Origin of the sequence: Paracoccus zeaxanthinifaciens ATCC 21588, from assembly GCF_000420145.1 — a bacterium.
GTDB classification, from domain to species: domain Bacteria; phylum Pseudomonadota; class Alphaproteobacteria; order Rhodobacterales; family Rhodobacteraceae; genus Paracoccus; species Paracoccus zeaxanthinifaciens.
In genome coordinates, this window is sequence record NZ_ATUJ01000007.1 from 1 (window position 1) to 22,869 (window position 22,869).

The 22,869-nt window shown below is 66.8% G+C and carries 24 protein-coding genes; 7 read left to right on the forward strand and 17 right to left on the reverse strand.

Translation table 11 applies throughout. The annotated features are described in order from the left end of the window. Positions 1–531 precede the first annotated feature (531 nt). Positions 532–843 (reverse strand): ETC complex I subunit, encoded by a 312-nt coding sequence (locus F804_RS0108355; protein WP_022707299.1) that lies wholly within the window; start codon positions 841–843, stop codon positions 532–534. A 132-nt stretch (positions 844–975) separates the two neighbouring features. Between F804_RS0108355 and F804_RS0108360 the strand changes: the two genes are divergently transcribed. Together F804_RS0108360 and F804_RS0108365 are read left to right on the forward strand one after the other, a co-directional pair. Beyond that, on the forward strand, positions 976–1,515 hold the full coding sequence (locus F804_RS0108360) for a superoxide dismutase family protein (protein WP_022707300.1): 540 nt from the start codon (positions 976–978) through the stop codon (positions 1,513–1,515). Positions 1,516–1,627: 112 nt separating this feature from the next. After that, a complete protein-coding gene (locus tag F804_RS0108365; protein ID WP_022707301.1) occupies positions 1,628–1,894 on the forward strand; it encodes a hypothetical protein in 267 nt (88 codons plus the stop codon). On the opposite strand, the gene uvrB is transcribed toward F804_RS0108365, so the two are convergent. From uvrB to F804_RS0108435, 14 genes are all read right to left on the reverse strand, one after another. Then, positions 1,891–4,077 carry an excinuclease ABC subunit UvrB gene (gene uvrB, locus F804_RS0108370; RefSeq protein WP_022707302.1) on the reverse strand — a complete coding sequence of 729 codons (2,187 nt, stop codon included), beginning with the start codon at positions 4,075–4,077 and terminating at the stop codon, positions 1,891–1,893. The two genes, F804_RS0108365 and uvrB, sit on opposite strands and share 4 nt — an antisense overlap. Before the next feature lie 55 nt (positions 4,078–4,132). Further along, entirely contained in the window at positions 4,133–5,350 is a 1,218-nt protein-coding gene (locus tag F804_RS0108375) for an NAD(P)/FAD-dependent oxidoreductase (RefSeq protein WP_028725786.1), read from the reverse strand. A 102-nt stretch (positions 5,351–5,452) separates the two neighbouring features. Beyond that, the gene (locus tag F804_RS0108380; RefSeq protein ID WP_022707304.1) at positions 5,453–6,664 is read right to left on the reverse strand and encodes a cysteine desulfurase; all 1,212 of its coding nucleotides are present in this window, start codon (positions 6,662–6,664) and stop codon (positions 5,453–5,455) included. Further along, the gene (locus F804_RS0108385; protein WP_022707305.1) at positions 6,661–7,254 is read right to left on the reverse strand and encodes a Yip1 family protein; all 594 of its coding nucleotides are present in this window, start codon (positions 7,252–7,254) and stop codon (positions 6,661–6,663) included. Before F804_RS0108385 ends, F804_RS0108380 begins: the two co-directional genes overlap by 4 nt. Beyond that, complete coding sequence (locus F804_RS0108390) at positions 7,251–7,724, reverse strand: hypothetical protein (RefSeq protein ID WP_040595884.1); 474 nt, start codon at positions 7,722–7,724, stop codon at positions 7,251–7,253. Before F804_RS0108390 ends, F804_RS0108385 begins: the two co-directional genes overlap by 4 nt. Positions 7,725–7,741: 17 nt before the next feature. Continuing rightward, entirely contained in the window at positions 7,742–9,079 is a 1,338-nt protein-coding gene (locus F804_RS0108395) for a SufB/SufD family protein (RefSeq protein WP_028725788.1), read from the reverse strand. Continuing rightward, positions 9,079–9,834, reverse strand: a complete 756-nt coding sequence (gene sufC, locus F804_RS0108400) for a Fe-S cluster assembly ATPase SufC (RefSeq protein ID WP_022707308.1) — start codon at positions 9,832–9,834, stop codon at positions 9,079–9,081. The genes F804_RS0108395 and sufC overlap by 1 nt, the downstream gene beginning before the upstream one ends. 68 nt (positions 9,835–9,902) lie before the next feature. Beyond that, a complete protein-coding gene (gene sufB / locus F804_RS0108405; protein ID WP_022707309.1) occupies positions 9,903–11,423 on the reverse strand; it encodes a Fe-S cluster assembly protein SufB in 1,521 nt (506 codons plus the stop codon). A gap of 43 nt (positions 11,424–11,466) precedes the next feature. Continuing rightward, positions 11,467–12,510: a cysteine desulfurase family protein gene (locus F804_RS0108410; RefSeq protein ID WP_022707310.1), complete on the reverse strand. Its 1,044-nt coding sequence runs from the start codon at positions 12,508–12,510 to the stop codon at positions 11,467–11,469. Continuing rightward, entirely contained in the window at positions 12,507–13,703 is a 1,197-nt protein-coding gene (gene coaBC, locus F804_RS0108415; RefSeq protein ID WP_028725789.1) for a bifunctional phosphopantothenoylcysteine decarboxylase/phosphopantothenate--cysteine ligase CoaBC, read from the reverse strand. Before coaBC ends, F804_RS0108410 begins: the two co-directional genes overlap by 4 nt. Positions 13,704–13,784: 81 nt before the next feature. After that, complete coding sequence (locus F804_RS0108420) at positions 13,785–14,423, reverse strand: thiamine diphosphokinase (RefSeq protein ID WP_022707312.1); 639 nt, start codon at positions 14,421–14,423, stop codon at positions 13,785–13,787. After that, a complete protein-coding gene (locus F804_RS0108425; RefSeq protein WP_022707313.1) occupies positions 14,420–14,629 on the reverse strand; it encodes a DUF2842 domain-containing protein in 210 nt (69 codons plus the stop codon). The genes F804_RS0108420 and F804_RS0108425 overlap by 4 nt, the downstream gene beginning before the upstream one ends. Positions 14,630–14,646: 17 nt before the next feature. Further along, positions 14,647–15,939: an adenylosuccinate synthase gene (locus F804_RS0108430; RefSeq protein ID WP_022707314.1), complete on the reverse strand. Its 1,293-nt coding sequence runs from the start codon at positions 15,937–15,939 to the stop codon at positions 14,647–14,649. Positions 15,940–16,023: 84 nt separating this feature from the next. Next, complete coding sequence (locus tag F804_RS0108435; RefSeq protein WP_022707315.1) at positions 16,024–16,242, reverse strand: SlyX family protein; 219 nt, start codon at positions 16,240–16,242, stop codon at positions 16,024–16,026. A gap of 57 nt (positions 16,243–16,299) precedes the next feature. Here F804_RS0108435 and hisS point away from each other — a divergent pair, with 57 nt between their 5' ends. From hisS to hisG, 3 genes are read left to right on the forward strand one after another with little or no spacing between them, the layout of a single operon-like run. Further along, positions 16,300–17,784, forward strand: a complete 1,485-nt coding sequence (gene hisS / locus F804_RS0108440; RefSeq protein WP_022707316.1) for a histidine--tRNA ligase — start codon at positions 16,300–16,302, stop codon at positions 17,782–17,784. Beyond that, positions 17,784–18,842 carry an ATP phosphoribosyltransferase regulatory subunit gene (locus tag F804_RS0108445; protein WP_156845225.1) on the forward strand — a complete coding sequence of 353 codons (1,059 nt, stop codon included), beginning with the start codon at positions 17,784–17,786 and terminating at the stop codon, positions 18,840–18,842. Before hisS ends, F804_RS0108445 begins: the two co-directional genes overlap by 1 nt. Next, positions 18,839–19,516, forward strand: a complete 678-nt coding sequence (hisG, locus tag F804_RS0108450; protein ID WP_028725790.1) for an ATP phosphoribosyltransferase — start codon at positions 18,839–18,841, stop codon at positions 19,514–19,516. The genes F804_RS0108445 and hisG overlap by 4 nt, the downstream gene beginning before the upstream one ends. On the opposite strand, the gene F804_RS0108455 is transcribed toward hisG, so the two are convergent. After that, a complete protein-coding gene (locus F804_RS0108455; protein WP_028725791.1) occupies positions 19,513–20,397 on the reverse strand; it encodes a nickel/cobalt transporter in 885 nt (294 codons plus the stop codon). The two genes, hisG and F804_RS0108455, sit on opposite strands and share 4 nt — an antisense overlap. Next, positions 20,394–21,053 (reverse strand): DUF1007 family protein, encoded by a 660-nt coding sequence (locus tag F804_RS0108460; RefSeq protein WP_022707318.1) that lies wholly within the window; start codon positions 21,051–21,053, stop codon positions 20,394–20,396. Before F804_RS0108460 ends, F804_RS0108455 begins: the two co-directional genes overlap by 4 nt. Before the next feature lie 118 nt (positions 21,054–21,171). On the opposite strand from F804_RS0108460, the gene F804_RS16030 reads away from it, so the two are divergent. Then, complete coding sequence (locus tag F804_RS16030; RefSeq protein ID WP_022707319.1) at positions 21,172–22,152, forward strand: alpha/beta fold hydrolase; 981 nt, start codon at positions 21,172–21,174, stop codon at positions 22,150–22,152. A gap of 12 nt (positions 22,153–22,164) precedes the next feature. Continuing rightward, positions 22,165–22,806, forward strand: a complete 642-nt coding sequence (locus tag F804_RS0108470; protein WP_022707320.1) for a glutathione S-transferase family protein — start codon at positions 22,165–22,167, stop codon at positions 22,804–22,806. The last annotated feature ends 63 nt before the right edge of the window (positions 22,807–22,869 follow it).

The window sequence follows — 22,869 nt, forward strand, 5'->3', positions numbered from 1 at the left end:
CAGAAAAGATTACTCATGATGCCCCCACCTGTTTGGGAGCGTGAATCACGCCGACAGGACGGCATCAAGAAAATTAATGGGTCCTGACCCTAGTAGTCAACCCGGACCGGTCGGTCCGTGCACGTCAGTTGCCAAGGACCGCTTTTGCTGACCTGACATAGACTGTTTGCATCGGCAGCGAAGGGCGGCTGTCCGCCCATTGCCATCACATAATATCTAAGCTTGTCATCAGATCACGAGCCCGCGCTCTGTCTCGCACATACTTTCTGCATACTGAGCTGGGGAATGCCCGTGGAAGCGCGCTGGACGACTTTCGTTACGGCGACAGCAACTCCGGGACGAGCAGAATCAGAAGCTCATCAATGAATGCGATCTGGATAACTCGAAAACGGGTCAACTATGATGAGGTGCTCCGGCCGGCCGCTAAGCGACTAAGCAGGAAGTCTTAAAATCAATGACTTACAAAACCTTTACTCGGAGCTGGCTTAAGATACCCCCGGATGGCACTAACTATGCACGGAGTAACAAATCTCAGTGCGTCCAGGGGGCGCGGCGGTCGGTGGCGAAGTTCTCGCCATAGCCGCGGGGGCGGACGTTCTGGCTGCGCTTGTGCGGCTCTTGCACGACATAGTCCAGACCGCGTTCGCGGGCGTAATCCTCGGCCTGCTTGCGGGTGTCGAAGCGCAGGCGAACCTGCGACTGCGTATCGTCGCTGCTGGTCCAGCCCATCAGCGGATCGATCTCGCGGGCATCGGCGGGCGGGTATTCCAGCAGCCAGCCACGCGTGCGGGCCATCCCCGAGGTCATCGCGTTGCGGGCAGGCTGGTAAATACGGACGCGCATGGGTGTCTTCCTCGAACAGGGTTCGGCCTTTGTATCGCCGCAATCGAGCGGTGCTTCAAGTCCCGAGAATGCCGCAGGAACGGATCGCTCGCCCTGCCGTTAGGTCTGCACATGACCACGAAGGAGGTTCCCATGCTTCGCCTGACCGCCGCCGCCATCCTTGCCGCAACCCCTGCCCTTGCCGACGACCACTCGGCCCACTCGACCGCCCCCATGGACAGCACCGAGGCCATGAGCGCGGATATCGCAGGCCCCGAGGGTCAGCCCCACGGCACCATCACCGCGATGCCCACGCCCTCGGGGATGATGCACCTGAAGATCGAGCTGACCGATGTGCCGGCAGGCACCTATGCCGCGCATCTGCACGAGACCGGCCTGTGCGAGGGCCCGGAATTCAAGAGCGCGGGCGGCCATCTGGCTGGCGAGGGCCGCGATCACGGCGTGAACTCGGAGAACGGGCCGCATCTGGGGGATCTGCCCAATGTCCACGTTCCCCAGAGCGGCATGCTGACGGTCGAGTATTTCGTCCCCGACCTTGCGGCAGAACAGGTCGTTGATGCAGACGGCACGTCCTTCATGATCCATCAGGGGATGGACGACATGGAATCGCAGCCCTCGGGGGATGCGGGCGGCAGGATGGCCTGCGCGGTCCTTGCCGCTGCCAGCCAATGAGGCAAGCGGGGCCCTTCGGGGCCCTGTTTTTTTACAATGCTGCAAAACGGGTTATGATGGGAACGACACCGCCGGAATGGCGTTCAAGACCCGACAAGCAAGAGGTTCCCGCATGAAAATCCGCCTTGCCCTTCTGGCCGCCGTGACCGCCCTGGGTGCCTGCGCCTCGGGGCCCAGCTATACCGTGGCAGATCGCGTCTGCAATCCGGCCAAGCATGCACGGGTCGTCGGCATGAACTGGGGCGAGGTCAGCTTTCCGCCCACGCTTCAGGTTCGCCTGGTGGATTATGGCCGGCCGGTTCCGCCTGCGACGAACCCGGCCCGCCTGACCCTGCACACCGACCCGAAGGGCTGGATCGGCCGCGTCAGCTGCGGCTAGGCCCGTCGCTTGGAACGCTTGTTCCCGCCCCGCTGACCTGCCCGCCCCGCGGATGAACGACCGGCGCTGCGCGTCGCCTGCTCGGTCGCTTCCTCGATGGCGGATTGGCGGGCCAGGGGATCGTCCGACACCGCCAGGTCCACTGCCTCGAGGCGTTTGACCTCGTCGCGCAGGCGTGCAGCCTCCTCGAACTCAAGGTTCTCGGCGGCCTTGCGCATCTGCTCGCGCAGGGCATCCAGGTGGGCCTGCAGGTTCGCGCCGACCTTCGCGCCCTCGACCTTGGCGGTGACGCGCGACTGGTCGGTATCGCCCTGCCACAGCCCCGCAAGCACATCCTCGACGTTCTTCCGCACGGTCTGCGGCGTGATCCCATGTTCCTCGTTATAGGCGATCTGCTTCTCGCGGCGGCGCTCGGTCTCGGCCATGGCGCGTTCCATGCTGCCGGTGACGCGGTCGGCATACATGATGACGCGACCGTCGGCATTCCGCGCCGCGCGACCGATGGTCTGGATCAGCGACGTTTCCGACCGCAGGAAGCCTTCCTTGTCGGCATCGAGAATCGCGACCAGCCCGCATTCGGGGATGTCCAACCCCTCGCGCAGAAGGTTGATGCCGATCAGGACGTCGAAGGCGCCAAGTCGCAGATCGCGCAGGATCTCGATCCGCTCGATCGTGTCGATATCGCTGTGCATGTAGCGGACCTTGATCCCCTGTTCATGCATGTATTCGGTCAGATCCTCGGCCATGCGCTTGGTCAGCGTGGTGCACAGGGTCCGGTAACCGGCGGCGGTGACGCGGCGCACCTCGTCCAGCAGATCGTCGACCTGCATCTCGACCGGGCGGATCTCGATCTGGGGGTCCAGAAGACCGGTGGGACGGATGATCTGTTCGGTGAATACGCCGCCCGTCTGGTCCATTTCCCATTGCGCGGGCGTGGCCGACACGAAGACCGATTGCGGGCGCATCGCGTCCCATTCCTCGAACTTCAGGGGGCGGTTGTCCATGCAGCTGGGCAGGCGGAAGCCGTGTTCGGCCAGCGTGAACTTGCGCCGGAAGTCGCCGCGATACATGCCGCCGATCTGCGGCACGCTGACATGGCTTTCATCGGCAAAGACGATGGCATTGTCGGGGATGAACTCGAACAGCGTGGGGGGCGGCTCGCCCGGCGCGCGGCCCGTCAGATAGCGGCTGTAGTTCTCGATCCCGTTGCAGACGCCGGTGGCCTCCAGCATCTCGATGTCGAAATTGGTGCGCTGCTCCAGGCGCTGCGCCTCCAGCAGCTTGCCTTCCTCCTGCAGGACCTTCAGACGCTCGGCCAGCTCCTTCTTGATGCCTTTCACGGCCTGCTGCATCGTCGGGCGCGGCGTGACATAGTGGCTGTTGGCATAGATGCGGATCTGCTTGAAGCTGTCCGATTTCGTGCCGGTCAGCGGGTCGAATTCGGTGATCGCCTCCAGCTCGTTGCCGAAGAAGTCGAACCGCCATGCGCGATCCTCGAGGTGGGCGGGCCAGACCTCGACCAGATCGCCGCGCACACGGAAGCTGCCGCGCTGGAAGCTGGCATCCAGACGCTTGTATTGCTGCGCCACCAGCTGGCCCAGAAATTCACGCTGGTCATAGCTTTCGCCGACGATCATGTCCTGCGTCATCGCCGAATAGGTCTCGACCGAGCCGATGCCATAGATGCAGCTGACCGAGGCCACGATGATCACGTCGTCGCGTTCCAGCAGGGCGCGCGTCGCACTGTGGCGCATCCGGTCGATGGCCTCGTTGATCTGCGATTCCTTTTCAATATAGGTGTCGCTGCGCGGCACATAGGCTTCGGGCTGGTAGTAGTCGTAATAGCTGACGAAATATTCGACCGAGTTGTCCGGAAAGAAGCCCTTGAATTCGCCGTAAAGCTGCGCGGCCAGCGTCTTGTTGGGCGCAAGGATGATCGCCGGGCGCTGCGTCTCTTCGATGATCTTCGCCATGGTATAGGTCTTGCCGGTGCCGGTGGCGCCCAGCAGGACCTGATCGCGTTCCCCCGAGACGACGCCCGCCGACAGCTCCTTAATGGCTGTCGGCTGGTCGCCCGCGGGCTGGAACTCGGATTTCATGACGAAACGCTTGCCCCCTTCCAGCTTGGGGCGCGTGACTTCGGGAAAGCGCTGGACAGGCGCGCTCGTGTTGTTGTGACCCATGAGGTTCCCGTTCCGTTCGGACTGGCCCCCAAGATGTGCGTTGCGGGGCGTCAGATCAACCGCGCTTGAGCCTCGAAGGTTGCAAGGCGTCCCAACCCTGCCCGCCGGAAATCTCGTCCGCGAGGATCTCCGACGTGACCGGACCAAGGGTGAAGCCCTGATGACCATGCCCGAAATGCGCCCAGAGGTTCGGCTGATCCGGAACCCGACCGACCAGCGGCAGCATGTCCGGCATGCAGGGGCGACGTCCGGTCCAGGGTTCGGCCTCGACCGGGGCGCCCACGTCGAACAGTTCCCGCGCGGCCTTCTCGCCATGCTTCAGCTGCGGCGGGGTCAGGCGCGGATGCGAGGTCAGCTCGGCCGCGGTCGCGATGCGCAGGCCGCGACGCATGGGCGACAGCACGACCGAGTTGCCGAAATCCGCGATCGGGTGCTGCGGCGGCAACTCCATGTGGTAATGCCGGTGATAGCCGCGCTTGTAGACCATCGGCACGCGCAGGCCGAAGCGTTCGGTGATGGCGGGCGACCAGGGGCCAAGCGCGATGACGGCATGTTCGCCCTCGGCCTCGTCCGCGATCCATGCCGCGCCCTTGCGATGCAGATCGCCCGCATCGCCGTTGATGATCCGCCCGCCGCGCTTCTGGAACAGCGCGGCATAGGCCGCGACCAGCCCACCGGGGTCCGAGCAATTCCACGCGTCCATCCAATGGGTTGCGCCCTGAACCTCAACCTTGATCGAGGGTTCGACCGCGCGCAGTTCGGCACCGGTCAGCAGCCGCGCATCCACGCCGAAATCGTTGCGGAAACGCTCGACCGCCTTGGCGCCCTTGTCGAACTTGGCGGGCGTCCGGTGCAGTTCGATGAAGCCGTTCTTGCGGATGATGTTGTCCGAACCCGACGCCGCGATCAGCGGCGCGTGGCGGTCGGTGGACTGGCGGATCAGCTTGCCCCAGGTCTGCGACGCCCGCCGATGCGCGGCCGGAAGCGAGTTCAGCGCATAGCTCCAGACCGCGCCCATCTGCGACATCAGCCCCGAGGGCGTCCACTTGACGTCGAAGCCGCGCCCCATCGCGATCTGCAGCAGCGCACCGGGTGCCAGCGGCATGGCATAGGGCTCGACCGCCTCGGTCTGGATCAGGCCGGCATTGCCGTAACTGGTCTCGCGTCCGGGGACGTTGCGTTCGATGATGGTCACGTCGTGACCACGCTCCTGCAGGGACAGCGCCGTCGTGACGCCGACCATACCCGCACCCAGAACCAGAATCTCGGCCATGCCTGCCTCCTTGTCGATCTTGCGACAAGGGATGCAGATGCTGCCTTCTTCCGGCAAGGTCTAACGTGAATTCTTCGGCCTGTTTGCGAATCTTTGCAAGATTCAGGCGAAAAGCTCGCGGCAGAACGTCAATCCTTCGACCAAAGCGTCGACTTCTGCCTTGGTGTTGTACATCGCGAAGCTGGCGCGCGCAGTGGCGCTGACGCCGAAGAACTCCATCAGCGGCATGGCGCAGTGGCTGCCCGCGCGCACGGCGATTCCCTTCTTGTCGAGGATGGTCGAGATGTCATGCGCATGCGCCCCCTCCATCGTCATCGAGAAGATCGCGCCCTTGTCCGCCGCGTCGCCCTGGATCTGCAGCCAGTTCAGCGCCCGCAGCCGGTCACGGGCATAGTCGCGCAGCCCCCGTTCGTGGCTTGCCACGTTCTCCATCCCGAGGCCCATCAGGTATTCCAGCGCGGCGCCCAGTCCGATCTGGTTCACGATGCCCGGCGTGCCGGCCTCGAACCGCAGGGGCGGATCGGCATAGGTCACCTCGTCCCGGCCCACGGTGCGGATCATGTCGCCGCCCCCCAGGAAGGGCCGCATCTCGGCCTGCCGTTCGGCGCTGATCCAGATCGCGCCCGAACCCGAAGGCCCATAGAGCTTGTGACCCGTGATGCAGTAGAAATCGCAGCCGAGCGCCGCGACATCGACCGGCATGTGCACCGCCGCCTGGCTGCCATCGACCATCACCGGAACATCCGTGCCGCGCGCGATGGCCGCGACATCGACCACGGTGCCCGTCACGTTCGACATATGCGTGACCGCGATCAGCTTGGTGCGCGGGCCGACGGCCTCGAGCACCTTTTCGGCAGGCAGGCTGCCATCGGGCTCGGGCTCGACCCATTTCAGGACGACGCCCTGCCGTTCGCGCAGGAAATGCCAGGGCACGATATTGGCGTGATGCTCCATCACCGACAGCACGATCTCGTCGCCCGCCTGAAGGCGCGGCGCGGCCCAGCCATAGCTGACAAGGTTGATCCCCTCGGTCGAGCCGCTGGTGAAGATCACCTCATCCTCGGCGGGGGCGTTCAGGAAGCGGGCGATGGTGCCGCGGACGCGCTCGTAATTGTCGGTCGCAAGGTTCGACAGGTAATGCAGCCCGCGATGGACATTGGCGTATTCGCCCTCGTAGGCGCGGGTGATCGCGTCGATCACGACCTGCGGCTTCTGGGCGCTGGCACCGCTGTCCAGATAGACCAGCGGACGGCCGTTCACCTGGCGCGACAGGATCGGGAAATCGGCACGGACGGCGTCGATGTCAAAGCTCATTGCGGCATCTCCGGCATGAGGCCGAGCGCGGCGGCCAGGAAGGACAGGACGGTGCCCATCGCGATCAGGGTGACGAACATCACCAGCAGCACCTTGGGCCCGCTGGTGAACCCGTGCAGGGCCTTCGTGAACTGGACCGTCAGCCACAGGAACAGCGCGATGGCCATGATCCCCGCGATCCCCGCAACGGGCGGCACGGCCAGCGACAGGACGACCTGCGCGGCCTGCACGATCAGCAGCAGGACCTCGATCCAGACGGTCAGGATCAGCGCGTCGGGGAATGTCCCCCTGCCGCCGAAGATCCGTCCCACGCCGGCCATCAGCCCGGCGCCCATCACGATCGCGGCCATCTGCATCGCGGCCAGCATCATCGGCTGGCGGACGACCGACAGCATCGGGGCCTCGGCCCCCTCGGGCGCGGGGAAGATCGACGAGACGAGGAACGCCATCAGCGCCGAGACCGAGACGGCCAGCACCAGCGCCATCCAGCGGGCCTGCATCGGCAGGTCCAGCCCGATCAGCTGCCTTGCCGCCGCATCGGGATCGCGGAAGGTGGTTCGCACAAGGTGCTTGAAATCGTCGAAACTCATTGCCGCCTCGTCAGCGCCCGGAAACCGGCGCCCCAGATCAGAAGGAAACCGACACCCGCGATCGCGCGCGTCAGCGTAAGCGCGGGCCCCGGCCCCACGAAACCCGCCGTCAGCCCCGCCAGAAGCGATGCAGGCGCCGCCGCCAGCAGCGCCCAGAACAGCGCAAGCCGGGCGTGGCGCGGGTCGATCCGCCACGGCGTCACGCGCAGCAGCAGGCCCGACAGCCCCGCCACGAAATAGGCCAGAAGCGGCAGCATGAAAAGGGAACCCATCAGCGCACCCCCCATGCGGGCGTCCAGCGGGATCGAGGGGTCGATCTGCGCCGCGCGGGCATGGCCGGGGGCCTGCGAGACCAGCTGCATCAGGCCCGCCAGCATGACGACGACCAGAAGCGTGGTATCGGGAATGTCGGCAAGGCCCCGCACCACCCGGCGCGGGGCCCACCAGCTTGCAAGCACGCGGCGGAGCATGCCGCCGCGCGCCTCGCTCAGATCTGCGGACGATCCGTCAGCCACGCATCAAGCCGTTCGTTGATCTCGTCGCGCAGGCCCTCGTCCTCGACCTCTTCCAGCGCGTCGGCAAGGAAGGACAGGACCAGGAAGACGATGGCGCGTTCGCGCGGAATCCCGCGAGAGCGGAAGTAGAACAGCGCGTCCTCGTCGATGGCACCCGTGGTCGACCCGTGAGAGCAGGCCACGTCATCGGCATAGATCTCCAGCTCGGGCTTGGCCAGGAACTGGCTGCGCTCGTCCAGAAGCAGCGCCTGGCTGATCTGGTAGCCGTCGGTCTTCTGCGCGCCGGGCTTGACCAGGATCTTGCCCTGGAACACGCCGGTGGCGCCGTTCTTCAGCACCTTCTTGAACACCTGGCGGCTTTCGCCGCGCAGCGCGCCGTGGGTGATGAAGACGGTGTCGTCATGGTGGAACGGACCGACGTTCTGGTCGCCCAGAACCGCCGCCGCCACATGCGCGACCGCATCGTCGCCGACCATGTCGATGATCGCCTCGTTGCGCATGACGTTGCCGTTCACCGACAGCACGAAGCTCTTGATGGCGGCGCCTTCGTCCACGCGGGCGAAGATGTGCGAGATGCCGATCTTCGGATCCGCCGCGCGCTTGGCCGCGATCATGTGCAGGCGAGCGCCCTTGGCAAGATCGGCCTCGATCACGCCGTTGGACCGCGCGCCGACGGTGCCGGTCTCCAGCAGGGTCGCCTCGGCGCCTTCCTCGACGCGGATGACGTGGTGCCAGACCACGTCGGCGTCGTCCGAGCCGCGACGATGCAGCACGTGGATCGGCTTCGAGGGCGTGCCCGTCACGCGGATCAGCAGGCCGTCCTGCGCAGCGGCGGTGTTCAGCGCCGCGAAGGGGCGTGCGGCAGGCTTCTGGCCCGCCGTCTCCAGCGCACCGTACAGCCCCTTGGCCCAGTGGTCGGCATCGTCATGCGTGCCCTTCAGGGTCGAGATCTCGACCCCTTCCAGCGACAGGTCGTCCGAAGCCGCTGCATCGAAGACGCCATCCACGAAGACCAGCGTCAGCTTGTCGCGCGAGGTGAACAGCGGCGACGCACCATCGGCGATCGGCAGCGGCTTGGCCTCGGGGGCGTTGAACGGACGCGGATCGGTAAAGCGCCAGTATTCGTCGCGCGGACCGGGCAGGCCCATGTCGCGCAGACGTGCCAGCGCCTCGGACCGTGCATCGGCCGACCAGCCGCCCTTGGGCAGCGGCAGCGCGGCAAGGCGAGCCTCCAGCGCGTCCGCGGCCTTCGGTGCGCCGGAAACCTGCGGCGTCACCTCGTCCTTGGTTTTCACGGCTGCTTCAGTCATCAATCGGCCTCCGCCAGCAGGTCGCCATAGCCGTTCTCTTCGACTTCCAGCGCCAGCTCGGGGCCGCCCGACTTGATGATGCGACCGTTCGACATGATGTGCACGACATCCGGCTGGATGTGGTTCAGCAGGCGCTGATAGTGCGTGATCACGAGGAAGCTGCGGTCCGGCGAACGCAGCGCGTTCACGCCTTCGGACACCAGGCGCATCGCGTCGACATCCAGGCCCGAATCCGTCTCGTCCATGATGCACATGCGCGGTTCCAGCATGGCCATCTGCAGGATCTCGTTGCGCTTCTTCTCACCGCCCGAGAAGCCCATGTTGACCGGACGCTTCAGCATCTCGGGGCTGATCTGCAGCTCCTTGGCCTTCTCGCGCACGATCTTCAGGAACTCGGCCGAGGACAGCTCTTCCTCGCCGCGCGCCTTGCGCTGCGCGTTCACGGCGGTGCGCAGGAAGGTCATGTTGCCCACGCCGGGGATCTCGACCGGGTACTGGAATGCCAGGAATAGGCCGGCAGCGGCGCGTTCCTCGGGCTCCATCTCCAGCAGGCTCTCGCCGTCCAGCGAGGCGTCGCCTTCGGTCACCTCGTAGCCGTCGCGGCCCGACAGGACATAGGACAGGGTGGATTTGCCCGAACCGTTCGGACCCATGATGGCGTGGACCTGACCGGCGGGGACCTCGAGGCTCAGACCCTTCAGGATCTGCTTGTCCTCTTCTTCCAGCTTCACGTGCAGGTTATCAATCTTCAGCATATCTTCCTCATCGGATGGTGGCGGCGGTGCCGTCCCGCGGCACCATCATCGAATTTTGCGTGGCGGCCTCAGCCGACCGAACCTTCAAGCGAGATCGCGACCAGCGACTGCGCTTCCATGGCGAACTCCATCGGCAGCGCCTGCAGGACCTCGCGGCAGAACCCGTTCACGACCAGCGCGACGGCCTCTTCCTCGTCCATGCCGCGCGACCGGCAGTAGAACAGCTGATCGTCGTCCACCTTGCTGGTGGTCGCCTCGTGCTCGACCCGGCTCGAGGTGTTCTTGACCTCGATATAGGGCACCGTGTGGGCGCCGCACTGATCGCCGATCAGCAGGCTGTCGCACTGGGTATAGTTGCGGCTGTTCGTGGCCTTGGGGTGCATCGTCACCAGGCCGCGATAGGTGTTCTGCGCCTTGCCGGCCGAGATGCCCTTGGACACGATGCGCGAACGCGTGTTCTTGCCCAGGTGGATCATCTTGGTGCCGGTATCGGCCTGCTGGAAGTTGTTGGCGATCGCGATCGAGTAGAACTCGCCCTGCGATTCATCGCCGCGCAGGATGCAGGACGGGTATTTCCAAGTGATGGCCGAACCGGTCTCCACCTGCGTCCACATCACCTTGGCCCGTGCCTCGCGGCAATCGGCGCGCTTGGTCACGAAGTTGTAGATGCCGCCCTTGCCTTCCTCGTCGCCGGGGAACCAGTTCTGGACGGTCGAGTATTTCACCTCGGCGTCTTCCAGGATCACCAGCTCGACCACGGCAGCATGCAGCTGGTTGGTGTCGCGCTGCGGCGCGGTGCACCCTTCCAGATAGCTGACATAGCTGCCCTTGTCGGCGATGATCAGCGTCCGCTCGAACTGGCCGGTATTCTCGGCGTTGATGCGGAAATAGGTCGACAGCTCCATCGGGCAGCGGACGCCCGGCGGGACATAGACGAAGGACCCGTCCGAGAAGACGGCGCTGTTCAGCGTCGCGAAATAGTTGTCGGACTGCGGAACGACGCTGCCCAGGTACTTCTTCACCAGCTCGGGATGCTCGCGGATCGCCTCGCTGATGGAACAGAAGATGACGCCGGCCTTGGCCAGCTCGTCCTTGAAGGTGGTGCCGACGCTGACGCTGTCGAAGACCGCATCGACGGCGACCTTGCGGCCTTCCGCAGGTGCCTCGTCCGCGCCCTCGACACCCGCGAGGATCATCTGCTCCTTCAGCGGGATGCCCAGCTTTTCATAGGTCGCCAGCAGCTTGGGGTCCACCTCGTCCAGCGACTTCGGCTTCTCTTCCATGCTTTTGGGGCGGGCATAGTAGTACTGATCCTGGAAGTCGATTTCCGGATAGTTCAGCATCGCCCATTTCGGCTCGGTCATGGTCTGCCAGCGGCGGAAGGCTTCCAGCCGCCACTCGGTCATCCATTCCGGTTCGTTGTTCTTTTCCGAGATAAGACGGACGATATCCTCGTTCACCCCCTTGGGGGCATAGTCCATCTCGATCTCGGTGTCCCAGCCGTACTTGTAGCTGCCCATGTTGCGGACAGTTTCGACCGTCTCGCGGTCGACGCCTTCGCGCACGTCCAGATCGGTGGCTTCCGTCATTCTCTTTCCTTCCTCGATGGCGGGCCCCTGCCCGCCCGTTCCGTCACGCATGTCGGCTGCGCCAGCGCCTATAAGCCTTTTCCCAGGCGTCCGCAAATCGGTTGATCTGATCGTCGCCCAAAGCGGGGCTTATCGAAACCCTGATCGCCGATTGGGCCTGCTGATCGTCGAACCCCATTGCCTGCAGCGCACCGCTGGCCCGGACCTTGCCCGAAGAACAGGCCGAACCCGCCGAGATGGCAAATCCCGCAAGGTCCATCTGCATGACCTGCGTTTCACCCTTCCAGCCGGATGTAAGAATGCACGAGGTGTTAGGCAAGCGTCGTGCGTTCTTTCCGGCCACCACGGCCTCGGGCGCGATGTCGCAGATCCGCGCCTCCAGCATGTCGCGGCGCGCGCGTACCTCGTCCCACAGACCGGCCTCGAGGTCCTTCTGCGCGGCCTCGGCGGCGGCGGCAAGCCCGATGATCCCCACGAGGTTCTCGGTCCCGGCGCGGCGGCCCTGTTCCTGGCCCCCGCCGCGGATCAGGGCGGGCACCTCGGTCCCCTTGCGCAGGATCAGTGCGCCGATGCCCTTGGGACCGCCCAGCTTGTGCGCGCTGACGAAACCCGCCGTGATCCCCATCCAGTTGAAGGCCATGGGCACCTTGCCGAAGGCCTGCGTCAGGTCGCTGTTGTGCAACCCCTCGGGCAGCTTCTGCATCACGCCGGTCTCGTTGTTGGCCAGCTGCAGGCTGGTTCGGGCGGGATCGGCCACCGTGACGATGCCGTCGCCGTCCACCGCCAGATCCTGTTCGCACCAGACCTTGATCGCGCTATGTTCGACCGGCGCGCAGTGGAAACCGCCGCCGCCCAGCACCATCGAGGCGGCCTCGGTCGTCCCCGAGGTAAAGACCACGTCCGCGCCATCGGCCCCAAGCGCGCTTGCAAGGCGCTGCCGCGCGCCCTCCAGCGCCATCTTGGCCGCGCGCCCCTCGGTATGGACCGAGGACGGGTTGCCCGCGATGTCCAGCGCCTCGATCATGGCGGCCTTGACCTCGGGGCGGATCGGCGTCGTGGCATTCCAGTCGAGATAGTCGCGCGTCATTCCAGCGCCTCCGCAATCCGGGCCGCAAGCCGTGCCGCGACCTTGTCCTTGTCCATCCGGGGCCATTCTTCGGGGCCCGCCTCGGTGATCAGCGTCACCGCGTTTTCCGTGCCGCCCATGATGCCCGTCGCGGGGCTGACATCGTTGGCCACGATCCAGTCGCAGCCCTTGCGCAGGCGTTTGGCCGTCGCGTGGGCGATCACGTCATGCGTCTCGGCGGCGAAGCCCACGACCAGCCGGGGCCGGGATGCGTCGTTCGACAGCCAGCGCAGGATGTCGGGGTTCTCGGCCATGTCCAGCGCGGGCGGATTGCCGCTGCCGTCCTTCTTCATCTTCAGGCCGCTTTCGTTCGTCACGTGCCAATCCGCGACGGCGGCCGCCATGACGGCGATATCGGCGGGCAGCGCGGCCTGCACCGCGTCGCGCATCTGGCGGGCGGTCTCGACCCGGATGACATTGACGCCATCGGGCGGGGCGACCGATGCCGGGCCGGTCACGAAGTTGACCCGCGCCCCCAGGTCGCGCAGCGCCGCCGCGATGGCCGTCCCCTGCGCCCCCGAGGACCGGTTCGCGATATAGCGCACCGGATCGATCGGCTCATGCGTCGGCCCCGAGGTGACGATCGCGTGCCGTCCGGCCAAAGGCTGCGGATGCGGGGCGAGCGCGTCGCGGATCGCCGCCACGATGGCCTCGGGTTCGGCCATGCGTCCGGGGCCGTATTCGCCGCAGGCCATGTCGCCGCTGTCCGGCCCGACCGACAGGATGCCGTCGCGTGCCAGCGTCTCGCGGTTGCGGCGGGTGGCGGGGTGGTCCCACATCCGCACGTTCATCGCCGGCGCGATCAGAACGGGCTTGTCGGTCGCCAGCAGAAGTGTCGTGGCAAGGTCGTTGGCGATACCCTGCGCCATCTTCGCCATCAGGTCCGCAGTCGCCGGGGCGACCACGACAAGATCCGCGTTGCGCGACAGCTGGATATGGCCGATCTCGGCCTCGGTGCCGATGTCGAACAGCGCCTCATGCACCGGCTCTCCTGCCAGCACCGACAGGGTCATGGTCGTGGTGAACTGCGCGCCTGCCTGCGTCAGGACGGGCGTCACCGACAGCCCCTCGGCCCGCATCAGCCGGATCAGCTGCGGGATCTTATAGGCCGAGATCCCCCCGCCCACGATCAGAAGTATGCGCTTCGGTTGCATGGCACCCATCCCCGTGATCCGGCAGAGATAACGACCGCCCCGCCTTATCGCAAGCGATAGGCGGCGCGAAACGGAACAGCCTTAAAGAGCCGCCAGCACCTGCCGCAGGCAGTCGCGCGGCAGCATGATCAGCATCGGGCCGTCGATCTGCAGATCGACCGGACCCGTCGCGCGATTGGATGTGCCGACGCGGCCCGCGGGCGCGAAGTCGATGCCGTCGATGGGCCATTCGAGGCCGCTGCTGCGCCCCGTCGCGGGCCCCATCGGGAACAGCGACACGCGCGTACCCGCCTGCAGGTCCAGCGCGATCCGGGCGGGCGCGGCAAGGACCACGTCATCGGGCGCCAGCATCACGACACGCGGCGCATCGGGCGCGACCATCGCGGTCAGCGCGGCAAGGTTGTGGTCCAGCCGCAATCCGGCAAAGCCCACCGCCATGACCAGCGGCGCGCGGATGCGGCGCAGGCATTTCGTGAAATCGGTGCTGTCCTGCTCGGCGACATGATGGATGCGTTCCGGGGGGATCCGGGCGCGGGCCTCGTCGCTGACACTGTCCAGATCGCCGATCACCGCATCGGGCATGCGGCCCAGCCGCAGCGCGCTGTCGGCCCCGCCATCGGCGGCCACCAGCACCGGCGCGACGGCCAGCGCCTGCGCAAGATCGTCCCCCTCGACGGCACCGCCGCCGATGACGGTGACGCCTTCGGGATGGGCGATCATTCGCGCCCGACCCCGCTGAAGATGCGCTTGAACGGAAAGGCCCACAGCACGCCCAGCAGGATGTAGATCCCGACCTCGACCAGGATCGGCTGACGCCCGAAGCGGGCGTCGAGCCAGTTCATCAGCGAAACCGCCACGACCACATAGATCGGCATCAGCACGACCAGCACCAGGATGGACAGCCTCTTGCGCGTCTGAAGCTTCATGGCGGTTCCTCTCCGGTTCAGTCCGCGAAGGGATCGGTCACCAGGATGGTGTCGTCGCGTTCGGGGCTCGTGGACAGCAGCGCGACGGGGCACTGGATCAGTTCCTCGACGCGGCGGACATATTTGATCGCGGCGGCGGGCAGATCGGCCCAGCTGCGCGCACCGGCGGTCGATTCCTGCCAGCCGTCCATTTCCTCGTAGATGGGGGTGACGCGGGTCTGCTGCGCGGCGGCGGTCGGCAGATAGTCGTATTTCACGCCGTCGATCTCGTAGCCGACGCAGATCTTCAGCTTCTCGAACCCGTCCAGCACGTCCAGCTTGGTCAGCGCGATGCCGTTCACGCCGCTGATGGCGCAGGTCTGGCGGACCAGAACAGCATCGAACCAGCCGCAGCGACGCTTGCGACCCGTCACGGTGCCGAATTCATGGCCGCGTTCGCCCAGGCGCTGACCGTCGGCATCGTCCAGTTCGGTCGGGAACGGGCCTTCGCCCACGCGCGTCGTGTATGCCTTGACGATGCCCAGCACGAAGTCGATCGCGCCCGGCCCCATGCCGGTGCCCGACGCCGCCGCGCCCGACATCGTGGTCGAGGAGGTGACATAGGGATAGGTGCCGAAATCGATGTCCAGCAGGCTGCCCTGCGCGCCTTCGAACAGGATGCGCTTGCCGGCCTTGCGGGCCTCGGCCATGGTCTTCCAGACCGGCTGGGCATAGGGCAGCAGCTTGGGCGCGATTTCCTGCAGCTTGGCCTTCAGCGCGTCGCGGTCGATGGGTTCGGCGCCCAGGCCCTGACGCAGCGCGTCGTGATGGGCCAGCAGGCGGTCCAGGCGATCGTCCAGCGTCTGTTCGTCACCCAGGTCCGCAACGCGGATCGAGCGGCGGCCGACCTTGTCCTCGTAGGCCGGGCCGATGCCGCGGCCGGTGGTGCCGATCTTGGCCTTGCCGGCGGCTTCCTCGCGCAGCTTGTCCAGGTCCTGGTGCAGCGGCAGGATCAGCGGGGTGTTCTCGGCGATCATCAGGCTCTCGGTCGAGATCTTGACGCCCTGCCCGGTCAGCTTGTCGATTTCCGAGAACAGCGCCCAGGGATCCAGCACCACGCCGTTGCCGATCACGGCCAGCTTGCCTTCGCGCACGATCCCCGAGGGCAGCAGCGACAGCTTGAACACCTTGTCGCCGATGACCAGCGTATGGCCGGCATTGTGGCCGCCCTGGAAGCGCGCAATGACATCAGCGCGTTCGCTGAGCCAGTCCACGATCTTGCCCTTCCCTTCGTCGCCCCACTGGGCGCCGACAACCACCACGTTGGCCATGAGCCGTCCTTCCGTTTTACCGAAACTGCTTTTCGCCCCGGCTCTAGCGCATCGCGCCCCGCTGTGAAAGCACTGAAAACGCCCTTACCAGTGCGGGGGCCTCTGATCGGCCAGCGGGATCGAGCCGTCGGATTCGGATTGGCGCTGCGCCTCGACCTCCATCAGCATCTGCATGCGGGCGGCCAGCCGGTCGATGATCCGGTCCTGGCGCGCGATCACCTCGGACAGGTCCTCGGTGACGCGGGTCAGGTAGGCCAGCTTTTCCTCCAGCTCGGTAATCCGTGCCTCTGCGTTCTTGTCCATGTCGTTCCCTTCCTTTATGGCCTTTCCCGGATTTGGCCCCTTAAAGGCAGCAAGACCATGGCAAAAGACCAGAAGAAACAGCCCCGCCCCAAGGCAGACACGCCGAAGGGCTTTCGCGACTATTTCGGTGCGGAGGTGACGGAACGCAAGGCGATGCTGGACCGCATCGCCGAGATCTATCATCGCCATGGGTTCGAGCCGCTGGAGACCAGCGCCGTCGAGACGGTCGAGGCCCTGGGCAAGTTCCTGCCCGACGTGGACCGCCCCAACGCAGGCGTCTTCGCCTGGCAGGAGGAGGCGGTTCCCGGCGGCGGCACCGCGGGCGACTGGCTGGCGCTGCGCTATGATCTGACCGCGCCGCTGGCGCGCGTGGCGGCGCAGTATCGCAACGATCTGCCCAGCCCCTATCGCCGCTTCGCGATGGGCCCCGTCTGGCGCAACGAGAAACCCGGGCCGGGCCGTTTCCGCCAGTTCTATCAATGCGATGCCGACACGGTGGGCAGCGCGTCGGTCGCGGCGGATGCCGAGATCTGCGCCATGCTGGCCGATGCGCTGGAAGGCGTGGGGATCGCGCGCGGCGACTACATCGTGCGGATCAACAACCGCAAGGTCCTGAACGGCGTGCTGGAGGCCGCAGAGGTCCGCGCCGATCAGGCCGAGGACGTGCTGCGCCAGATCGACAAGTTCGACAAGGTCGGCCGCGACGGCGTGCTGGCCCTGCTGACCGAAGGCCGCAAGGATGACAGCGGCGCCTTCATCGACGGCGTCGGCCTGTCGGTGGATCAGGCCCAGCCCGTGCTGGCCTTCCTGACGTCCAAGGGTGACGACAACGCAGCCACGCTGGCGAACCTGCGCGCCGCCGTCGGCGCATCGGCCATCGGCGCCGAGGGCGTGGACGAGCTGTCGCAGATCGCCGACATGCTGGCCGCGATGGGCGTGGCCGAAGATCGCGCCGTCATCGACCCCTCGATCGTGCGGGGGCTTGGATATTACACCGGGCCCGTCTTCGAGGCCGAACTGACCTTCGAGATCCTGGACGAGAAGGGCCGCAAGCGCCAGTTCGGCAGCGTCGCGGGGGGCGGTCGCTATGACGGCCTGGTCGAGCGTTTCACCGGCCAGAAGGTCCCCGCAACCGGCGTCAGCATCGGCGTGGACCGCCTGCTGGCCGCGCTGCGCGCCAAGGGGCTGGCGGGCGCCGACAGCCAGGGTCCGGTCGTCGTGACCGTGATGGATCGCGACCGCATGGCCGATTACCAGGCAATGGCCGCGGAACTGCGTGCGGCGGGCATCCGGGCCGAGGTCTATCTGGGCAACCCCAAGAATTTCGGCAACCAGCTGAAATACGCGGACAAGCGCGGCGCACCCGTCGCTATCATCCAAGGCGGCAACGAGGCCGAGCGCGGCGTCGTGCAGGTCAAGGACCTGATCCTGGGCGCCAAGATCGCGGCCGAGGCGTCCTTGGACGAATGGAAATCCCAGCCCGCCCAGACCGAGGTCGCCCGCGCCGATCTGGTGGCCGAAGTGCGGCGGATCCTCTCATGATCCCCAAGCGCGACAAGCAGAGCGTCGGCCAGCGCTTTCTGGCCGCCTTCCGCGACGCGGGCGGGGTCGAGGTCGCGCCCGACCTGCTGCTGCCCGCCGAAAGCCTGCTGGACCTGTACGGAGAGGATATCCGCGCCCGCGCCTATGTCACCGCCGACCCGATCCGCGGCGAGATGATGCTGCGCCCGGATTTCACCGTCCCGGTCGTGCAGGCGCATATGCAGAACGGCGCGGAACCCGCCCGCTACTGTTACCTGGGCGAGGTGTTCCGCAAGCAGGACATGGGCGACACCCATCCCGAAAATCCGCGCGACATCGAATATCTTCAGGCCGGGTTCGAGCTGTTCAGCCGCGATCCCGATGCCGATGCCGAACTGTTCGCGCTGTTCCACGACCTGCTTGCGCCGCTGAACCTTCGGGCCGAGATCGGGGACATGGGCCTTCTGCTGGACGCCGTGGCGGCCCTGCCCCTGCCCGACGCGCGGCGCGACGCGCTGATGCACCACATCTGGCGGCCCGGCCGCTTCCGCCGCCTTCTGGCGCGCTTCGGTCAGCCGACGACCCCGCGCGATTTCCCCGAAACCGACGCCCCCTGGGCCGGCCTGCGGTCCGAGGACGAGATGATCCGCCGCATCGCGCGGCTGAACGCCGATGCCGCCGTCGCGCCGCTCGCGCCGATCTGGTCGGAACGCCTGGACCGCCTGTTCGCGCTGCAGGCCCCCGCCGATCAGGTGACGCCGCTGCTGCGCGATCTGGCGCAGGACATGCCCGCGATCGCCCCCGCCGTGGACCGCATCGCGGCGCGGCTTCAGGCCATCGCGGATCGCGGGATCGACCTGTCGGCCGTCACCTTCGATGCCAGCCACGGGCGCACCACGCTGGAATATTACGACGGCTTCACCTTCAGCTTCGCCGCCGACCGCGCGGGCTGGCCCGATGTCGCGTCGGGCGGTCGCTATGACGCGCTGACGCGGGTGCTGGGCAAGGGCCGCGAAATTCCCGCCGTCGGCGGCATCATCCGCCCCGGCCTGGTTGCCGAACTGGAGGGCGCAGCATGATCCGCCTTGGCGTGCCGTCCAAGGGGCGGCTGATGGAACAGACCTTCGACTGGTTCGCGGATCGCGGCGTCACCCTGTCGCGCAGCGGCTCGGACCGCGAATATGCGGGCCGGGTCGAGGGGGCCGAGGGCGTCTCGCTGGTACTGCTGTCGGCGGGCGAGATCCCGCGCGAACTGGCCGCGGGCCGGATCGAGCTTGGCGTGACCGGCACCGACCTGGTGCGCGAGAAGCTGGCCGGCTGGCGCGACCTGGTGTCCGAGGTCGCCCCGATGGGCTTCGGCCATGCCGACCTGATCATCGCCGTGCCCGATTGCTGGCGCGATTGCCGCGATCTGGACGATTTCGCCGCCATCGCGCGCGATTTCCGTGCCCAGCACGGCTTCCGCCTGCGCATTGCGACCAAGTATCACCGCCTCGTCCGCGCATGGCTGGCCGAGCACGAGGTCGCGGATTACCAGCTGGTCGACAGCCAGGGCGCGACCGAGGGCACGGTCACGAACCAGACCGCCGAGGCGATCGCGGACATCACCTCGTCCGGGGCGACGCTGCGCGCGAACAACCTGCGGATCCTTGACGAGGAACCGGTCCTGCGGTCCCAGGCGACGCTGTTTGCCAACCGTTCGGCGATGGGTCCGGAGATGCAGGCGTTCCTGACGCAGCTGGGCGCGGCCTAGACCAGCAGAACCAGCGACAGGGCGGCGACCAGCAGCCCTGCCGCAAGCTGCGCGATCCCGGGCAGCCAACGCGCGGCGGCACCGTCGGCAACCGCCGCCGCGCTGCCGCGTCGCGCCCAGACCGACAGCATCGCGACCGCCAGCGTCACCAGCGCCGTCCCCAGCCCCATGGCAAAGGTGCCCAGCACGCCGATGCCGAAGATGCCCATCCGCCATGTCAGGATCAGCACGAACAGCGCGCCCGTGCAGGGCCGCGCCGCGATGCTGGCCACGACCAGCAGACCGTCGCGCAGCCCCCGCGCCTGCGAGACCTGCGCCGCGCTTGGCCCATGGGCGTGACCGCAGCCGCAACCCTCGTGGTGATGATGGTGATGATCCTGCGCCCGCGCCGCCGCGCGCAGCTGCCGGATGCCGCGCCATGCCAGCCACAAACCGACGCCCGTGACCATCAGCGCGCTGATATCGGCCATCCGGCGTTCGGTCAGGTCGGTCAGCTGCTCTCGTCCAAGGTCCAGCAGGGTGATGCCCGCCCCGACCACGATCACCGCCATGGCCGATTGCGCCAGCGAGGATGCGACCGACAGCACGCCCAGCCGCATCATCGGCACATCGGCGCCATAGCCATAGCTGCCGATCACCATCTTGCCATGCCCCGGCCCCACGGCATGCGCGACCCCATAGGCGAAGCACAGCCCGACCAGCGACCAGACAGCGCCGGGCTGACCGGAACGCAAGCCGCGCAACGCGCCTGCCATCAGGGTCTGCGTTTCACGCTGGACGGACGCGGCCCAATGCTCGATCCCCGCAAGGCCGCCGCCAAGCCACAGAACCAGAGCCACCGCGCCCACGATCAGACCCGTGGCGGACAGCGCGCGCGTCATGCCCCCGCCTCGCATTCGACCAGCAGCGCATCCGCGCCAGTCGCCCCGATATCGACGGACAGCATCTCGGCCGAGGCGGTATCGTCATCGGCCAGCGCATGCGCCACCGCCCGCGCATAGGCATCCGCCGCGGCATAGGGATCGCCCGGCAGCAGCCGCGTCGCGCATTCCGCGCCCGTGACCGCAACATCCTCGGCGATCGAGAATTGCACATAATATTCAGGGTCGTAGACCTCGATCTTCATATCGTCCGAAACCCCCGCATCGCCCGTCACGGGCCGCACGTGGCGCGACACCAGGCGCCCGTCCTGGTAGGTCGCGGTGAAATCGCGCGGATCCTCCAGCGCGACGGGGGCGCCGTTCGCCTGCAGGAACAACCGCCCGTCGAAGCCCTCTTCCCAATCGCCGTCAAAGCCCTGGATGGCGGCGTTCTCTTCCTCGGTCAGGACGCCGTCGGCATCGGGATCGAGGCCCATATCCTCGATGATCAGCAGCGAATACAGCTCGTCATAGCTCCACTCGACCGCGATCTGGGCCAGCTTGCCGTCGCGGTATTCCAGCGCCAGCGAGGCGTCGATGAACACGTGCGGATGCGCGGCGGCGATCTGCGGCAGGGCGACAAGGGATGCGATTGCGGCTGCGTGGCGAAGGGTCATCGCGTCGTTCCGTCTTGAATGGCGGGTCCAGTTAGGCGCAAACGGGGTGCAATGCAAATCACCGCGCCGACAGGTGGCGCGATCGGGTGAAGGATTGCCGATGAGGGGGTGGAAAAGGATGCTGGGTATCGCAAGTCTGTTCGTGGCCCTGGGCGGGTGCGCGCTGGTCGATGCGCGCGCCACGCAACGCGAACGCGGCTTCGAGGCGACGCACCCGCCCTCGGGGCAGTTCATCGAGGTGGATGGCCGCCGCGTGCACGTCATGATCGAGGGCCAGGGCCCCGACCTGATCCTGCTGCACGGGGCCAGCGGCAACCTGCGCGATTTCAGCTTCGACCTGATCGACCGGCTGAAGGGACGCTATCGCGTGATCGCGTTCGACAGGCCGGGGCTGGGCTTCAGCGACGATATCGGCGCGCAGAACCACAGCCCGATATCGCAGGCCGAGTTCCTGCGCAGGGCGGCGGACCAGCTGGACGTGCGCGACCCCATCGTCATGGGCCACAGCTATGGCGGGGCAGTGGCGATGGCCTGGGGCATGCGCGCGCCGTCCGACACGGCGGCGCTGGTCGTCGTGTCCGGCGCGACCGAGCCCTGGCCCGGCGAATTGCAGGGCTGGTACCGCTTTGTCGGCACGCCCATCGGCAACCGCGTCGGCCCGCCCCTGATGACCGCGCTGGCGCCCATGTCGCTTGGCGACCGGATCATGGCCGGGATCTTCGCGCCCGATGCCGTGCCCCCGGGCTATGCCGACCATATCGGCGTGGGGCTTGCGGCGCGACGGGCGAACTATCGCAACAACGCGCGGCAGATCACGCAGCTGCGCCCCTTCCTGCGCGTCATGTCGCAGCGATACGCGGATCTGGACCTGCCAGTCGAGATCCTGCACGGCGCCGAGGATCACGTCGTTCCCGCACAGGTCCACGCGGTGCCCCTTGCGCGCGATCTGCCGAACGCGAACCTGACCATCCTGCCGGGCATCGGCCACATGCCGCAGCATGCCGATCCGCAATCGGTGGTGGATGCGATCGACCGCGCTGCGATCCGCGCCGGATTGCTTGCATCGCTGCCCGACACGCCCCAAGCTGCCCGAAACTGACGAGGAACCCCCATGCTGGTCATTCACGGCGTCACGCGCTCGCGTGCCTCGCGCATCATCTGGCTCTGCCACGAACTGGACCTGCCCTTCCGGCAAGTGCCGGTCATCCAGGGCTATCGCACCGCCGATCCCGACGCGCTGAGCACGCGCAGCCCCGAATTCCTGGCGCTGTCGCCCGCAGGCGCGATCCCGGTGATCGAGGATGACGGGCTGGTCCTGTCCGAGAGCATGGCGGCCACCCTGCACCTTGCGCGCAAGCATGGCGGCCCCGTCGCCCCCGCGACCCCGGCCGAGGACGCGCAGATGCTGCAATGGTCCTTCTATGCCGCGACCGCGATCGAGGACGACGCCCTGACCATCCAGATGCTGACCCGCCCCGAGGCCACCGACGAGGATCGAGAGATCATCGACGAGGCGATCGAGCGGCTGGAACGTCCGCTGAAGGTGCTCGACGCGCATCTGTCCGCGAACGGCCATCTTGTCGGGGGTCGCTTCACCGTGGCCGATCTGAACATGGCCGAGGTGATCCGTTACGGTTGGAACGACGCGCGGCTGCGCGATGCCTGGCCCGCGATCACCGAATGGTTGGCCGGCTGCCAGGCGCGGCCCGGCTTCCTGCGCATGTGGGAGGCACGCTTGGCTGAGCCCGTTTAGGTGGCACCCCTTGCGGCGCGGCACCGGCGCGACCACAAGCCCTTGCCGCCCCGCCCCATGCCA

Excerpts from the sequence above, each read along its gene's own strand:
- F804_RS0108355 (WP_022707299.1), bottom strand. The coding sequence starts at position 843 with ATGCGCGTCCGTATTTACCAGCCTGCCCGCAACGCGATGACCTCGGGG.
- F804_RS0108360 (WP_022707300.1), top strand. The coding sequence starts at position 976 with ATGCTTCGCCTGACCGCCGCCGCCATCCTTGCCGCAACCCCTGCCCTT.
- F804_RS0108365 (WP_022707301.1), top strand. The coding sequence starts at position 1,628 with ATGAAAATCCGCCTTGCCCTTCTGGCCGCCGTGACCGCCCTGGGTGCC.
- uvrB (WP_022707302.1), bottom strand. The coding sequence starts at position 4,077 with ATGGGTCACAACAACACGAGCGCGCCTGTCCAGCGCTTTCCCGAAGTC.
- F804_RS0108375 (WP_028725786.1), bottom strand. The coding sequence starts at position 5,350 with ATGGCCGAGATTCTGGTTCTGGGTGCGGGTATGGTCGGCGTCACGACG.
- F804_RS0108380 (WP_022707304.1), bottom strand. The coding sequence starts at position 6,664 with ATGAGCTTTGACATCGACGCCGTCCGTGCCGATTTCCCGATCCTGTCG.
- F804_RS0108385 (WP_022707305.1), bottom strand. The coding sequence starts at position 7,254 with ATGAGTTTCGACGATTTCAAGCACCTTGTGCGAACCACCTTCCGCGAT.
- F804_RS0108390 (WP_040595884.1), bottom strand. The coding sequence starts at position 7,724 with ATGCTCCGCCGCGTGCTTGCAAGCTGGTGGGCCCCGCGCCGGGTGGTG.
- F804_RS0108395 (WP_028725788.1), bottom strand. The coding sequence starts at position 9,079 with ATGACTGAAGCAGCCGTGAAAACCAAGGACGAGGTGACGCCGCAGGTT.
- sufC (WP_022707308.1), bottom strand. The coding sequence starts at position 9,834 with ATGCTGAAGATTGATAACCTGCACGTGAAGCTGGAAGAAGAGGACAAG.
- sufB (WP_022707309.1), bottom strand. The coding sequence starts at position 11,423 with ATGACGGAAGCCACCGATCTGGACGTGCGCGAAGGCGTCGACCGCGAG.
- F804_RS0108410 (WP_022707310.1), bottom strand. The coding sequence starts at position 12,510 with ATGACGCGCGACTATCTCGACTGGAATGCCACGACGCCGATCCGCCCC.
- coaBC (WP_028725789.1), bottom strand. The coding sequence starts at position 13,703 with ATGCAACCGAAGCGCATACTTCTGATCGTGGGCGGGGGGATCTCGGCC.
- F804_RS0108420 (WP_022707312.1), bottom strand. The coding sequence starts at position 14,423 with ATGATCGCCCATCCCGAAGGCGTCACCGTCATCGGCGGCGGTGCCGTC.
- F804_RS0108425 (WP_022707313.1), bottom strand. The coding sequence starts at position 14,629 with ATGAAGCTTCAGACGCGCAAGAGGCTGTCCATCCTGGTGCTGGTCGTG.
- F804_RS0108430 (WP_022707314.1), bottom strand. The coding sequence starts at position 15,939 with ATGGCCAACGTGGTGGTTGTCGGCGCCCAGTGGGGCGACGAAGGGAAG.
- F804_RS0108435 (WP_022707315.1), bottom strand. The coding sequence starts at position 16,242 with ATGGACAAGAACGCAGAGGCACGGATTACCGAGCTGGAGGAAAAGCTG.
- hisS (WP_022707316.1), top strand. The coding sequence starts at position 16,300 with ATGGCAAAAGACCAGAAGAAACAGCCCCGCCCCAAGGCAGACACGCCG.
- hisG (WP_028725790.1), top strand. The coding sequence starts at position 18,839 with ATGATCCGCCTTGGCGTGCCGTCCAAGGGGCGGCTGATGGAACAGACC.
- F804_RS0108455 (WP_028725791.1), bottom strand. The coding sequence starts at position 20,397 with ATGACGCGCGCGCTGTCCGCCACGGGTCTGATCGTGGGCGCGGTGGCT.
- F804_RS0108460 (WP_022707318.1), bottom strand. The coding sequence starts at position 21,053 with ATGACCCTTCGCCACGCAGCCGCAATCGCATCCCTTGTCGCCCTGCCG.
- F804_RS16030 (WP_022707319.1), top strand. The coding sequence starts at position 21,172 with ATGCTGGGTATCGCAAGTCTGTTCGTGGCCCTGGGCGGGTGCGCGCTG.
- F804_RS0108470 (WP_022707320.1), top strand. The coding sequence starts at position 22,165 with ATGCTGGTCATTCACGGCGTCACGCGCTCGCGTGCCTCGCGCATCATC.